At 64.4% G+C, this 13,280-nt stretch carries 11 protein-coding genes; 6 read left to right on the top strand and 5 right to left on the bottom strand.

What is annotated here, in order from left to right; genetic code table 11:
* Positions 1-28: 28 nt before the first annotated feature.
* Both ACSSV8_RS06120 and ACSSV8_RS06115 read left to right on the top strand, forming a co-directional pair.
* Positions 29-2,656: a TRAP transporter permease gene (locus ACSSV8_RS06120; RefSeq protein WP_454281847.1), complete on the top strand. Its 2,628-nt coding sequence runs from the start codon at positions 29-31 to the stop codon at positions 2,654-2,656.
* A complete protein-coding gene (locus ACSSV8_RS06115) occupies positions 2,653-3,084 on the top strand; it encodes a universal stress protein (RefSeq protein ID WP_354537540.1) in 432 nt (143 codons plus the stop codon). The genes ACSSV8_RS06120 and ACSSV8_RS06115 overlap by 4 nt, the downstream gene beginning before the upstream one ends.
* 11 nt (positions 3,085-3,095) lie before the next feature.
* Here ACSSV8_RS06115 and hemN read toward each other — a convergent pair whose 3' ends face one another.
* Positions 3,096-4,451 carry an oxygen-independent coproporphyrinogen III oxidase gene (gene hemN / locus ACSSV8_RS06110; protein ID WP_454281846.1) on the bottom strand — a complete coding sequence of 452 codons (1,356 nt, stop codon included), beginning with the start codon at positions 4,449-4,451 and terminating at the stop codon, positions 3,096-3,098.
* A 64-nt stretch (positions 4,452-4,515) separates the two neighbouring features.
* Between hemN and fnrL the strand changes: the two genes are divergently transcribed.
* Positions 4,516-5,268, top strand: a complete 753-nt coding sequence (gene fnrL / locus ACSSV8_RS06105; protein ID WP_454281845.1) for a transcriptional regulator FnrL — start codon at positions 4,516-4,518, stop codon at positions 5,266-5,268.
* A 106-nt stretch (positions 5,269-5,374) separates the two neighbouring features.
* The gene (locus ACSSV8_RS06100; RefSeq protein WP_454281844.1) at positions 5,375-5,860 is read left to right on the top strand and encodes a hypothetical protein; all 486 of its coding nucleotides are present in this window, start codon (positions 5,375-5,377) and stop codon (positions 5,858-5,860) included.
* A gap of 6 nt (positions 5,861-5,866) precedes the next feature.
* On the opposite strand, the gene ACSSV8_RS06095 is transcribed toward ACSSV8_RS06100, so the two are convergent.
* The 3 genes from ACSSV8_RS06095 to dgcN are packed head-to-tail and all read right to left on the bottom strand — an operon-like array spanning position 5,867 to position 8,736.
* Entirely contained in the window at positions 5,867-6,727 is an 861-nt protein-coding gene (locus ACSSV8_RS06095) for a D-amino-acid transaminase (RefSeq protein ID WP_454281843.1), read from the bottom strand.
* Positions 6,728-6,731: 4 nt separating this feature from the next.
* Positions 6,732-7,697 carry an N-acetyl-D-Glu racemase DgcA gene (dgcA, locus tag ACSSV8_RS06090; protein WP_354537536.1) on the bottom strand — a complete coding sequence of 322 codons (966 nt, stop codon included), beginning with the start codon at positions 7,695-7,697 and terminating at the stop codon, positions 6,732-6,734.
* Positions 7,698-7,734: 37 nt separating this feature from the next.
* Positions 7,735-8,736 (bottom strand): N-acetyltransferase DgcN, encoded by a 1,002-nt coding sequence (dgcN, locus tag ACSSV8_RS06085; protein WP_454281842.1) that lies wholly within the window; start codon positions 8,734-8,736, stop codon positions 7,735-7,737.
* 244 nt (positions 8,737-8,980) lie between these two features.
* Between dgcN and ACSSV8_RS06080 the strand changes: the two genes are divergently transcribed.
* Positions 8,981-9,940: an L-malyl-CoA/beta-methylmalyl-CoA lyase gene (locus tag ACSSV8_RS06080; protein ID WP_354537817.1), complete on the top strand. Its 960-nt coding sequence runs from the start codon at positions 8,981-8,983 to the stop codon at positions 9,938-9,940.
* Positions 9,941-10,199: 259 nt separating this feature from the next.
* Here the strand turns inward: ACSSV8_RS06080 and ACSSV8_RS06075 are convergent, their stop codons facing one another.
* Positions 10,200-11,822, bottom strand: a complete 1,623-nt coding sequence (locus ACSSV8_RS06075) for a DNA methyltransferase (RefSeq protein ID WP_454281841.1) — start codon at positions 11,820-11,822, stop codon at positions 10,200-10,202.
* Positions 11,823-12,298: 476 nt separating this feature from the next.
* Here ACSSV8_RS06075 and ACSSV8_RS06070 point away from each other — a divergent pair, with 476 nt between their 5' ends.
* Entirely contained in the window at positions 12,299-13,219 is a 921-nt protein-coding gene (locus ACSSV8_RS06070; RefSeq protein WP_454281840.1) for a manganese-dependent inorganic pyrophosphatase, read from the top strand.
* Positions 13,220-13,280: the final 61 nt, after the last annotated feature.

Genomic DNA, 13,280 nt, shown 5'->3' with positions numbered 1-13,280 from the left:
AAACGCGGCGCGACAGGGAGATGTGACGATGACCAGCGAGACAAATGGCAAAGGCCCGCTGAGCGAGGCCGAACTACAGGAACTGGTCTCTTCCAGCGATGGCGGCGCGCGCAATCCGGCGGGTTCGGTGGGACTTTTCCTCGCGGCCATGGCTGTGATCTGGTCGCTGTTCCAGATCGCGCTCGCGTCGCCCATAGCCAATTCCCTGCTGCCCGGTTCGGTTCTGAACAATTCGCGGCAATTCCATCTGGCCTTCGCCATCTTCCTTGCGTTCATGGCCTACCCGATGTTTCGCAGCAGTCCGCGGTCCTACATCCCGGCTTATGACTGGGTGCTGGCGCTGATCGGCACGTTCGTCGCGCTTTACGGATATTTTTTCTACGACAAGATCGTGCGCAGTGGCGGGTTGGCCGATGACACCGACAAATGGGTGGCGCTGGTTGGCCTTCTGATCCTGTTTGAAGGCGCGCGGCGCGCGCTCGGGCCGGCCATGGCGCTCATCGCCACGATTTTCCTTGCCTACGTGTTCTTCGGCGCGTCCGAATGGGTGCCCGAGGTGATCCGCTGGAAGGGGGCAAGCCTGCAAAAGGCGATGAGCCACATGTGGATCACCGGCGAGGGGGTGTTCGGCATCGCGCTGGGCGTCTCGACGCGGTTCGTCTTTCTCTTCGTGCTGTTCGGCGCGCTCCTCGACAAGGCGGGGGCGGGGAATTACTTCATCAAGATGGCCTTCGGCGCGCTCGGGCACCTGCGCGGCGGTCCGGCCAAGGCCGCCGTTGTCGGCTCTGCCGCGACCGGCCTCATCTCGGGGTCGTCCATCGCCAACGTGGTCACCACAGGCACCTTCACCATTCCGCTGATGAAGCGGGTGGGCTTCACCTCCGAAAAGGCGGGCGCGGTCGAGGTGGCAAGCTCTGTCAACGGGCAGATCATGCCGCCGGTGATGGGGGCCGCTGCCTTCCTGATGGTGGAATATGTGGGGATTTCCTATGTCGAAGTGATCACCCACGCCTTTCTGCCTGCCACGATCAGCTATATCGCGCTGGTCTATATCGTGCACCTGGAGGCGGTGAAGCAGAACATGCCGACGATAGGCGACCGGGTGGTGAGCCTTGGGCGCACGGTCGGGGGGATGTTCGCGTTTTTCGCGGGCTTTGCGGCGCTGTGCTACGGGGTGCAATTCCCGATCCGTTGGGTCGTGGCGGCGGTGCCCGAGGGGTCGGCGCTGATCCTGTCGGGACTGTTGTTCCTGTCCTATCTCGCGCTTTTGTGGCTGGCGTCGGGGGTGCCGGATCTCGAGCCTGACGATCCCAACGCCGAGGAAGTGAAGCTGCCGGACGTGGGCGAGATATACAAGGCGGGGCTTTACTATCTGCTGCCTATCGTGGTGCTGGTCTATTTCCTCATGATCGAGCAGAAATCGCCCGGTCTCTCGGCGTTCTGGGCCTCGGCGCTGCTGTTTGTGATCCTGCTCACGCAGCGACCGCTCAAGGCGCTTTTTCGGGGCGAGAGCGAGATGGCCAATGCGTTCCGCGCCGGTGTCATGGACCTTGTGACGGGCCTCATCGCGGGCGCGCGCAACATGATCGGGATCGGCCTTGCCACGGCGACGGCGGGCGTGATCGTGGGCACGGTGACGCTGACCGGTGTCGGGCAGGTGATGGCCGATCTGGTGGAATTCCTGTCGGGCGGCAATCTCGTGCTCATGCTGATCATGGTGGGTCTTCTGAGCCTTGTCCTGGGCATGGGCCTGCCGACCACGGCCAACTATATCGTGGTCTCCTCGCTCATGGCGGGGGTGGTGGTGCAGCTTGGCGCGCAATCGGGGCTGATCGTGCCGCTGATTGCCGTGCATCTTTTCGTGTTCTATTTCGGGATCATGGCGGATGTGACACCGCCGGTGGGGCTGGCGAGTTTCGCGGCCTCGGCGGTGTCGGGGGGCGATGCGATCAAGACCGGCATTACCGCGTTCTTCTATAGCCTGCGCACCGTGGCGCTGCCCTTCGTGTTCATCTTCAACACCAATCTCTTGCTGATTGATGTGACGCTCTTTCAGGGGATCATCACCTTCATTGTGGCCTCGATCGCAATCCTTGTGTTCACGGCGGGCACGATGGGCTGGTTTCTCACGAAGAACCGGATCTACGAGAGCGTGGCGCTGGTGCTTGTGGCCTTTGCGCTGTTCCGTCCCGATTACTTCATGAACCGGATCCAGCCCCCTTTCGAGATCGTGGAGCCTGCGCGGCTTGAGCAGGCACTCGATGCTGCCCATGCAGGTCAGGATTTGCGAATGGTGGTGGCGGGTCCGGATTTCATGAGCGGACAACCGAAAGAGACGACGCTGGTCCTTTCGGTGACAAGCGATGCCGATGGCGCGACCCTGTTGCAGGAGTTCGGGCTGGTGCTTGTCCCCGAAGGCGACCGGGTGCTGCTGGAAGAGCCGTCGTTCAGTTCGCCCTTTGCCGAGACGATGCAGGGATATGATTTCTATGGTGACGAGCCGGTGATCATCGTCTCGGTCAAGGCACCGGTCGATCAGTGGCCGCAGGAGTTGATGTTCATTCCGGCCCTGGTGCTGTTGGCGCTTATCGCGCTGTTGCAACGCGCGCGGCTGGGCCGGGAAGAGACGGAATTCAAGAAAGGAGCCACGGCATGAGCGGTCCTGTCCTTTGTGCCCTCGACGTCAGCAACCCGCATCGGGATGACGAGGTTCTGCGCCGCGCGGCGCAGATTGCCGCGCTTGACGGCGCACAGCTTGACGTGATCACCGTGGTGCCCGACTACGGCATGAGCGTGGTGGGCAGCTTCTTTGGCAGCGGCCATCACGACACGCTGGAGGCCGAGGCCAAGCGGCTTTTGAACGCGCTTGTGATCGAGGTCCTGGGGGAAGAGGCCAACAAGACCGTGCGCCACCTCGTGAGCACCGGTAACGCCTATGACGAGATCCTGCGCGCGGCCAAGGTTGATGGGGCGGCGCTCATCGTCATCGGCGCGCACAAGCCGGATTTCAGCGATTATCTGCTTGGCCCCAATGCGGCGCGCGTGGTGCGGCACGCCAAATGCTCGGTGATGGTTGTGCGGTAGCGACGCGCCCCTCAGATCGCCGAGGAATGGCCCTCGGCGTTCATCTCGTAGGCGTCGAACTTGCGGGCGATCATCCGGGTGAGCGGACGCGCGTCGGGTGGGATGGCGAGGCCGGTCTCGTCGAGCCGCAGATGTCCGGCAAAGGCGCGGTCAACCTCCGAGAGCATCGTGTGAAGCGCCTTTGGGGTGATGGCGAAATCGCGGGTGATCTCGGCGGCCTCCACGCGGAAATCGCACATCAGCGCCTCAATGAGCCGCGCGCGCAGCCGGTCATCCTCGGAAAAGGCATGGCCCCGGGTGGTGGAAAACCGCCCGTCGCGGATCGCTGCGGTATGCGCGCCGGTGGCGGGTGCGTTCTGCGCATAGCCTTGCGGAAAGCGCGAGATGGACGAGGCACCAAGCCCGATCAGCACATCGGCGGTGTCGTCGGTATAGCCCTGGAAATTCCGCCGCAGCCGTCCGGCGCGCTGCGCCACGCTCAGACCGTCGGAAGGGGTGGCAAAATGGTCGATCCCGATCTCGTCATAGCCGTCCCAGAGAAACAGCCGCCGCGCGGTCTCGAAGAGGGCAAGGCGCTCTTGCGGGGTGGGCAGGGCATCGGACGGGATCAACTGCTGCCGCTTGGCCATCCACGGCACATGCGCATAGCCATAGAGCGCCACGCGGTCCGGGCTGAGCGACAGAAGCTTTTGCACGCTTTCGGTGATGCGCGCGCGGCTCTGATGCGGCAGGCCGTAAAGGATATCGGCGTTGAGGCTCTGGATACCGCGTGCGCGGATCTCTTCTGCCGCCTGCCGGGTGATGTCATAGTCCTGGATCCGGCCGATGGTTTTCTGGATCTCGTCGTCGAAATCCTGCACCCCGATCGAGGCGCGGTTCATCCCCGCCGCCGCCAGCGCATCGAGGCGCGGCCCGTCAATCTCTCCGGGATCGATCTCGACCGAGAATTCGGTCGTCTCGGTAAAGGGCGCGATCTCGTGAATCGCCCCGGCAAGATCGGTCATCATCGCAGGCGACAGAAGCGTGGGCGTGCCGCCGCCCCAATGCAGCCGCGACAGGCGCACGCCCGCCGGCAGGGTGCGGCCCAGCATGGCGATCTCGGTCTTGAGTGTCTCCAGATAGGCCAACACGGGCGCGTCCGATTGCGTGCCCTGCGTCCGGCAGGCGCAAAACCAGCATAGCCTGCGGCAGAAGGGGACATGCACGTAGAGCGAGATTTGCGCGCCCTCCGGTATCGCCCTGATCCAGTTGACAAAATGGGCCTCCCCGACCGCCCGGTTGAAATGCGGGGCCGTCGGGTAGCTTGTGTAGCGCGGCACCTTGGCATCAAAAAGACCCAGACTGCCCAGTTTGGTTTGCGTATCCATGCGCCAAGGATTACGTTTGAAACACCTGAAGTCCTTGACCCAGATCAATTGCGGGAGCCTGACAGTGGCAACGCTTGGAAAGATTGCGGACACGCACGCGCTGGAATGCGCCGATTGTCCGATCCGGCACCGGGCCGTCTGTGCGCGCTGCGAACCGGACGAGCTCGACCGGCTCGACGCGATCAAGTATTACCGCAGCTTCGAGGCCGGGCAGACGGTGATCTGGTCGGGCGACGCGATGGATTTCGTGGCCTCGGTGGTTTCGGGCATCGCCACGCTGACGCAGACCATGGAGGACGGGCGCACGCAGATGGTGGGCCTGTTGCTGCCCAGCGATTTCGTGGGCCGTCCGGGGCGGTCGCGCGCCGCCTATGACGTTGTGGCCACGACCGATATCGTCATGTGCTGTTTCCGCCGCAAGCCGTTCGAGGAAATGATGGTGCGCACGCCCCATATCGCGCAGCGCCTGCTCGAGATGACGCTTGACGAGCTCGACGCCGCGCGCGAATGGATGCTGGTTCTGGGCCGCAAGACGGCGCGCGAGAAGATCGCCTCGCTGCTGGCGATCATCGGGCGGCGCGATGCCGCGCTGCATCTGGGCGGCAAGCGTGGCCCGCTCACCTTCGATTTGCCGCTCACCCGAGAGGCGATGGCCGATTACCTTGGTCTCACGCTCGAGACGGTCAGCAGGCAGGTCTCCGCGCTGAAAAGGGACGGGGTGATCGTTCTCGAGGGCAAGCGCCGCGTCACCGTGCCCGACATGAACCGCCTGCTGGAAGAGGCGGGCGACGACAGCGATGGCGGGATGCTGTCCTGAGCGCCGCAATCTGACAGGTTTGTGATCTGCGTTCCTGCGCGGGGCTGTTTTTCTGGCGTAACGCTGGCGTTACAGATGCGCCAGGATCTGGAAGCGGAGAGGGACCATGGCGAAATCCACCAAGCGCCGCGTGCGCAAATCGGCGGCTCAACCCGCGGCGGACAGTCCCCTGTCGCGCCGCGCGCTCCTGTCACGGGCGGGCTATGGCGCGGCCGGGGTTCTTGTCCTTGGCGGGGCCGGGCTCTGGGGGCTGCGCCATGTGCAGGCGGTGCAGGCCGAGCATGATCTGGACCGGGTAGGGCAGGGCGTTCCCGCCATCGTGCAGGTCCACGATCCGCAATGCCCGATCTGCAACGCGCTTCAGGCAGAGGCGCGCAAGGCACTGAGCGGCATGGGCGAGGGGCAGGAGGTGATCTACCTCGTCGCCAATATCCGCACCCCCGAGGGCACCGGCTTTGCCGCGCAATACGGTGTGCCGCATGTGACGCTGCTGCTGTTCGACGGTGCCGGGAACGTGCAGGAAACGTTGCGCGGCCCGCATGAGGCCGGGGCCCTGCGCGCGGCCTTTGCAAGGCTTGCGCGTCACGGCTGAGCGCGCTCAGAGCGCCGTCTTGCGGCTCTCCTCGAGATAGATTTCCCGCAACCGGCTTGCCACCGGCCCCGGCGTCCCGGCCCCGAGCGTCACACCGTCGATCTCCACCACCGGCAGGACAAAGGCACTGGCGGAGGTCACAAAGGCCTCGTCCGCCGCCATCGCCTCGTCGATGGTAAAGGGCCGCTCCTCGACCTGCATCTGCGCCTCTTCGGCAAAACGCAGCACGGCGGCGCGGGTGATGCCGTGCAGGATGTCGTTGGAAAGCTGCCGGGTGATGATCCGTCCGCCCTTGACGATATAGGCGTTGTTGCTTGTTCCTTCCGTCACATGGCCGTCCTCGATCATCCATGCGTCATCGGCGCCGGCCTTTCGGGCCATCATCTTGCCCATGGAGGGATAAAGAAGCTGCACCGTCTTGATGTCGCGCCGACCCCAGCGGATATCCTCGATGCCGATCACCTTGATGCCGCGCCGGGCCACCGGATTATCGGCCAGCCCCGGCTTCGACTGGGTGAAGAGCACCAGCGTGGGCTCGGTCGTCTCGGGGTCGGGGAAGACGAAATCGCGGTCGCCATCGCTGCCGCGCGTGACCTGAAGATAGATCAGCCCGTCGGTGATGTCGTTGCGGCGCACCAGCTCGCGGTGGATCTCCAGAAGATCGTCGAACGCCGCCGGTTTTTTCATGTCGAGCTCACGCAAGGAGCGTTCCAGCCGCGCGACATGGCCGGGAAAATCGATCAGCTTGCCGCCCAGAACACTGGTCACCTCATAGACGCCATCGGCCATCAGGAACCCGCGATCAAAGATCGACACGGTCGCTTCGGTCTCGGGCAGGTAGTCTCCGTTCACATAGACGGTGCGCATGGTCTTATCCCCAAAGGGCCGCCTCGGGCGGGTGCACCCCGGCGGCGTCATATCTCAAAGCGTGGTCCCGGTCTTCGGCCAGAAGCAGCGGGCCGTCAAGGTCCGTCACCATCGCGCCCTGTGCCACAAGCGTCGCGGGGGCCATGGCCAGCGAGCTGCCCACCATGCAGCCCACCATCACGCCAAAGCCCTGTGCGCGCGCCGCCGCGCGCAAGCTGAGCGCTTCGGTCAGCCCGCCGGTCTTGTCGAGCTTGATGTTGACCACGTCATATTTGCCCATGAGGCCGGGCAGACTCGCCCGGTCATGGCACGATTCGTCGGCACAAAGCGGCACCGGGCGGGCGAGGCCGACAAGCGCGTCATCCTCGCCCGCGGGCAGCGGCTGTTCCACCAGCGCCACGCCAAGGCGCACCAGATGCGGGGCCAGATCGGCATAGACCGCAGCACTCCAGCCCTCGTTTGCATCGATGATGATCCGCGATTGCGGCGCGCCGCGCCGCACCGCCTCCAGCCGGGCCATGTCGTCGGGCGTGCCCAGCTTGATCTTGAGAAGCGGGCGATGCGCATGTTTCGCCGCCTGCGCCTGCATCGCCTCCGCGCTGTCGAGCGAGAGCGTATAGGCCGTGATCTCCGGCCCCGGCACGGGCAGCCCGGCCAGGTCCCAGACACGTTGCCCGGTCTGTTTGGCCGCGAGATCCCATAGCGCGCAATCCACCGCGTTGCGCGCCGCGCCGGGTGGCAGCAGGTCCTGGAGGGTGGCGCGGTCAACCCCATCGGGCAAGCCCTCGATCTGCGCCGCCACACTGTCCGGCGTCTCGCCGTAGCGGGCATAGGGCACGCATTCGCCGCGCCCCGTTGCGCCCCCCTCAGAGACCGTTACCGTCAGCACCTGCGCCTCGGTCCGCGAGCCGCGACTGATGGTAAAGACCTGCGCCAGCCGAAAGCTCTCGCGCGTTACCGTGATCTGCACGCCGCCCCCCGTTTCACTGTTCCAGAAATACTCACTCTCAGATCGCCGCCAGCGCCGCCACCAGTTTCTGCGCGCCAAAGCGGTAGGGGTCGGTGGCGGGCAGGCCCATCTCGGCCTCCACCCCGTCAAGACAGGCGCGCGCCTCCGCCTCTGTCATATGCTGCGTGTTGATCGAGACGCCCACCACCTGACAGGCCGGGTTGGCGATCCGCGCCAGCGGCAGGGCGGTGTCGCGCAACTCTGCCAGCGAGCGCAGCGCATAGCCCGGCAGGCCGCGCATATGCGCCCGTGTCGGCTCGTGGCACAGGATCAGCGCATCGGGCTGCCCGCCATGGATGAGCGCCAGCGTCACCCCCGAATAGGAGACGTGAAAGAGGCTGCCCTGTCCTTCGATCAGGTCCCAGTGATCGGGATCGTTGTCCGGCGTCAGCCATTCGATCGACCCGGCCATGAAATCGGCCACCACCGCGTCGAGCGGCACGCCGTCGCCGGTGATCAGGATACCGGTCTGCCCGGTGGCGCGGAACGTGGCCTTCAGGCCCGCCGCGCGCATTTCGCGCTCCATCGCCATGGCGGTATACATCTTGCCGACCGAGCAATCGGTGCCCACGGCAAGGCAGCGCTTGCCGGTGCGTTTCTCGCCGTTGGCGATGGGATAGGCCACCTCCGGCACCCGCACGTCATGCAGCGCGCGCCCCGTCGCCTCGGCCACGGCGGCAAGGTCAGGCTCGTCGCGCAAGAGATTGTGCAGCCCCGACGCAAGGTCGAACCCCTCTTCCAGCGCCGTGACCAGCACCTTTTTCCAGGCCGGGCTGATGACGCCGCCGCGATTGGCCACGCCCACCACAACGGTCTTGACCCCGGCCGCCTTTGCCTCTGCCAGCGTCATGTCGGGCAGGCCGAGGTCGGCCCCGCAGCCCGGCAGGCGGACCTGTCCAAGGGCGTTCTCGGGCCGCCAGTCGCGGATGCCGATGGCCACCTTGGCGGCGAGCATGTCCGGCGCATCGCCGAGGAAGAGAAGATAGGGCGTTTCGATCATGGCGGGGGCTTTCCTGTCCTGCGTTCGTGGCAAGGATGACTCAGAGTTTGCGCCATGTCCTGCCTGATTCAGGCGCGGGCGCTGGATTTGCGCATGATTCTTCGTGTAATTGGCCATTTGATCGAATATTGTGCGAACCGTCCGGGGGCCGGTTGCCGCAGTGCGGCAGATGCGGCTTGCGAAACGGGGTGCGATTGCATACCCAATCCGCGATGACATGTCCCAACCCGAAGGAACCCCCGAGATGAGCTTTCGCCTGCAACCGCCCGCGCCCGCCCGCCCCAACCGCTGCCAATTGTTCGGACCCGGCTCCAACCCCAAACTGTTCGAGAAAATGGCGGCTTCCGAGGCGGATGTGATCAATATCGACCTCGAGGATTCGGTCGCGCCCAGTGACAAGGAGATTGCCCGCAAGAACACCATCGAGGCAATCAATACGGTCGATTGGGGCAACAAGTATCTCTCGGTCCGCATCAACAGCCTCGACTCCCCGTTCTGGTATCGCGATGTGGTGGATCTTCTGGAACAGGCGGGCGACCGGCTCGACCAGATCATGATCCCCAAGGTCGGTTGCGGCGCGGATATCTACGCCGTTGACGCGCTCGTCACCGCCATCGAGGCCGCCAAGGGCCGTGCCAGGCGGATCAGTTTCGAGGTGATCATCGAATCCGCCGCCGGGATCGCCCATGTCGAGGAGATCGCCGCCGCCTCGCCCCGGCTTCAGGCCATGAGCCTTGGGGCGGCCGATTTCGCCGCCTCCATGGGGATGCAGACCACCGGCATCGGCGGCACGCAGGAGGATTACTACATGCTGCGCGAGGGGCAGCGGTATTGGTCCGATCCCTGGCATTGGGCGCAGACCGCCATCGTCGCGGCGTGCCGCACGCATGGTCTCTTGCCGGTCGATGGTCCGTTCGGCGATTTCTCGGATGACGAGGGCTTTCGCGCGCAGGCGCGGCGCTCGGCCACGCTCGGGATGGTGGGGAAATGGGCCATTCACCCCAGGCAGATCGCGCTTGCCAACGAGGTGTTCACCCCCTCCGAGGCCGCCGTGCAAGAGGCCCGCGAGATCCTGACCGCGATGGAAGAGGCCAAGGCGCGCGGCGAGGGGGCCACCACCTACAAGGGCCGTCTGGTCGATATCGCGTCGATCAAGCAGGCCGAGGTGGTCGTGAAACAGGCCGAGATGATCGCCGCGCGCTGACCCACGCCAAAAGGCCCCCCGTGTCGCGCGGGTTCCCCTTCCCACGCCCGTCATCCTCCGGCTCGACCGGAGGATCCCCGTGTGGCCGGGGACCCTCGGATCAAGTCCGAGGGTGACGGTTTTATCATGCTCCCCGTCATCCTCCGGCTCGACCGGAGGATCTCGTGCGGCCGGAGACCCTCGGATCAAGTCCGAGGGTGACGGGGAGTGGGGGACCCTCGGATCAAGCCCGAGAGGGTGACCGGGCAAGGGTGTCGCGTCACAGGTCGAGCGCGCCTTGCGCTCGCGTGTCCTGCTCGCGCGCGGCCTTCTTGTAGGGGCTGCCGTGGCGCAGGGGGGTGTTGACGGCGCGCGGGCCTTTTTCCATCGCCTCTTCCACGGTGATGATTTGCAGGCGGGGGACGGGATCGAACCCCTCCACCTGAAACGTGCCCGCGCCGCGCGCCCAATCGAGCATCGGCTTGGTCGGCGGGGTCAGCGTCAGAAAGATGCCGATCTGCGCCTTTTGCTCGGTCACGGTGGCGTCGAGATCCTTGACCATGGCGACGCCCACGTTTTTCCCGCCCTTCACGCTGACGATCGCCACATGTTCCTTGGCGGGGCCAAAGCGGAACAACCCGTCAATGCCGCCATCGGCGCCCTTCTTGCCGCCGCCCTGCGGATAGGCCTTGATCAGGCCGCAGGCCCATTTCTCGAATTCCTTCTTGGTCTTGTCGTCATCGTCAAAGAATTTCTGCGCCCCGCCGATATCCTGCGGCACGCCGTGGACGGTGAAGTCCGCCTTGCCCTCGAACGCATCGAAAAGCCGGGTCTCGATCAGGTTGATGGCCAGATGGGTGATGTCGATGCCGATCCATTGGCGGTTCAGCTTTTGCGCCGCGTGAACGGTGGTGCCGCAGCCGCAGAACGGATCGAGCACCACATCGCCCTCATTGGACGAGGCATTGAGGATGCGTTCGAGAAGCGCGACGGGCTTTTGGGTGGGGTAGCCGAGGCGTTCTTGGGCTTGGGAAGATAGAGGGCCAATATCGTCCCATATATTCCCGACGATTTGCCCCTGCATCTCATCGAGGTATTTTTTGACTCTGATCCGGCCAGTTGGCTTAGATGGAAAAATCAAACGACCGTCGGCGTCAAGTTGCTCCATTTTTTCACGGGATACTGTCCAGCCATTAGCATGAGGTTGAAATCCTTTGTATTCGTAGGTGAGATTTGGGCGCGGACTTGGACTTCGGAGATTTTCGCTTGAATATCTCCGCCCATCAGGATCCCTGAATCGAAAATTCCGTTTTGCATATTCTTTGGAGTAAGGGCGATACTGTTTATTGAAAACAGCAGCCTCAGATTTCCCGTAGAAAAATATGGTGTCCGTGAGATATGCAAAACTATTTTTGGCATCGTTGTGCGCGCTTGTCCGCTTCCAAACAATCTCATTCCGAAAGTTCTTCGCCCCGAACACCGCATCCAGCAATATCTTGAGGTAATGGCTCGCCGTCGGGTCGCAGTGCAGGTAGAGCGATCCGGTGGGGCGCAGCACCCGGTGCAGTTCCACCAGCCGCACGGCCATCATCGCCAGATAGGCGGTCATCGGGTTCTTGCCCAGAAACCCCACCATGGCGTCGAGCATCTTCGCCGCCTCCTGATAAGGGCTGTCGCGCAGCTCAATGAGCGCCTGCCCCGACACCATGTCATCCCAGTGCCAGGTGTCGTCAAAGGCCGCGATCTGCGCGCCCGAGACCTGTCCCGATTCGTCCTTGAAGAGGTGCGAATAGGTGGCGTTGGAGTTGAACGGCGGGTCGAGATAGATGAGGTCCACCGATCCGTCCGCGATATGCTCGCGCAGCACCGTCAGGTTGTCGCCGTAATAAAGGTGATTGCCCATGCTGCCCGTTCCCTGCCCGCTTTGCCCCGCCAGTCTGGCGCGATCCGGTTAAGGCCGAGTTTATGCGCGGCGGCGGGCGGCTGTCCATGGGCCTGCGGCCCCGTCATCCCGCGCGCCCGTCATCCCGCGCGCCCGTCATCCTCTGGCTTGACCAGAGGATCTGCTGCGGCAAGAGACCCTCGGGTCGAGCCCGAGGGTGACGGGAGAGAGGGAGACCCTCGGGTCAAGTCCGAGGGTGACGGGAGGGTGGGAGACCACCGGGTCAGGCCCGAGGGTGACGGGAGAGTGGGAGACCCTCGGATCAAGTCCGAGGGTGACGGGAGAGTGGGAGACCCTCGGGTCAAGCCCGAGGGTGACGGGGGAGAGGGGGGCCCTCGCCGCGCCCATTTCGCCGCAGTGCAGCATTGACAGGTGACAATCCCGCGCGCGGCCCCTATAAGGCGCGCAAATCGCACCCATCACACAGGACAGACCCCATGAGCACCCTCGTTTTCGGCCACAAATCCCCCGACACGGATTCCACCGGCTCGCCCATTCTCTGGGCCTGGTATCTCAACGAGGTCAAAGGCCAGAGCGCCGAGGCCGTGTTGCTGGGAGAGCCGAACACCGAGGCCGCGTTCCTCCTGCGCAAATGGGACCTGCCCAAGCCGCGCCTCATTGCGGATGTCGAGGACGGTCAGGCCTGCGTCGTGGTCGATACCAACAACCCGGCCGAATTGCCCGCCAATATCAACGGCGCGGATGTGCAGGCGATCATCGACCATCACAAGCTCGTCGGCGGGCTGGAAACCAAGGGCCCGATCGACATCACCATCCGCCCGCTGGCCTGCACCGCGACGCTCATGCTCGACCTGATGGGCGCGGATGCCGCGCAAATGCCCGACTGGGCCAAGGCCACGGCGCTGACCTGCATCCTGTCGGACACGCTCGAATTCCGCTCGCCCACCACCACCGGGCATGACCGCGCCGTGGCCGAGCGTCTGGCCGCCGATCTGGGCATTTCCATCCCCGACTATGCCGCCGAGATGTTCGCCGCGAAATCCGACGTCTCGGCCTTCTCCGATGCCGAACTTCTGCGGATGGATTCCAAGGAATATGAGGTCGGCGGCAAGAAATTCCGCGTCAGCGTGCTCGAGACCACCGCGCCGGCCATCGTGCTCGACCGCAAGGCGAGCCTGATGCAGAGCATGAAGACTGTCGCCGCCGAGGACGGTGTCGATCAGGTGCTTCTCTTCGTGGTGGATATCCTGAATGAGGAGGCGACGCTTCTGGTGCCGAACGATCTGGTCAAGGCGCTGGCCGAGAAAAGCTTTGGCGCGTCCGTGTCGGGCGATGCGGTGGTCCTGCCCGGCATCATGTCCCGCAAGAAGCAGATCATCCCCAATCTCGCGCTCTGAGGGCGGAACGATCCACGAAAAAAGGCCCGCGGGTGGGACACTCCCCGCGGGCCTTGTCGTG

This window comes from Roseovarius sp. MBR-79 (assembly GCF_053628555.1).
This window is presented reverse-complemented; position numbering and strand designations above follow the sequence as displayed.

Bases quoted from the DNA above. Each gene is read 5' to 3' on its own strand.
- ACSSV8_RS06120 (WP_454281847.1), top strand. From the start codon at position 29: ATGACCAGCGAGACAAATGGCAAAGGCCCGCTGAGCGAGGCCGAACTA.
- ACSSV8_RS06115 (WP_354537540.1), top strand. From the start codon at position 2,653: ATGAGCGGTCCTGTCCTTTGTGCCCTCGACGTCAGCAACCCGCATCGG.
- hemN (WP_454281846.1), bottom strand. From the start codon at position 4,451: ATGGATACGCAAACCAAACTGGGCAGTCTGGGTCTTTTTGATGCCAAG.
- ACSSV8_RS06100 (WP_454281844.1), top strand. From the start codon at position 5,375: ATGGCGAAATCCACCAAGCGCCGCGTGCGCAAATCGGCGGCTCAACCC.
- ACSSV8_RS06095 (WP_454281843.1), bottom strand. From the start codon at position 6,727: ATGCGCACCGTCTATGTGAACGGAGACTACCTGCCCGAGACCGAAGCG.
- dgcN (WP_454281842.1), bottom strand. From the start codon at position 8,736: ATGATCGAAACGCCCTATCTTCTCTTCCTCGGCGATGCGCCGGACATG.
- ACSSV8_RS06080 (WP_354537817.1), top strand. From the start codon at position 8,981: ATGAGCTTTCGCCTGCAACCGCCCGCGCCCGCCCGCCCCAACCGCTGC.
- ACSSV8_RS06075 (WP_454281841.1), bottom strand. From the start codon at position 11,822: ATGGGCAATCACCTTTATTACGGCGACAACCTGACGGTGCTGCGCGAG.
- ACSSV8_RS06070 (WP_454281840.1), top strand. From the start codon at position 12,299: ATGAGCACCCTCGTTTTCGGCCACAAATCCCCCGACACGGATTCCACC.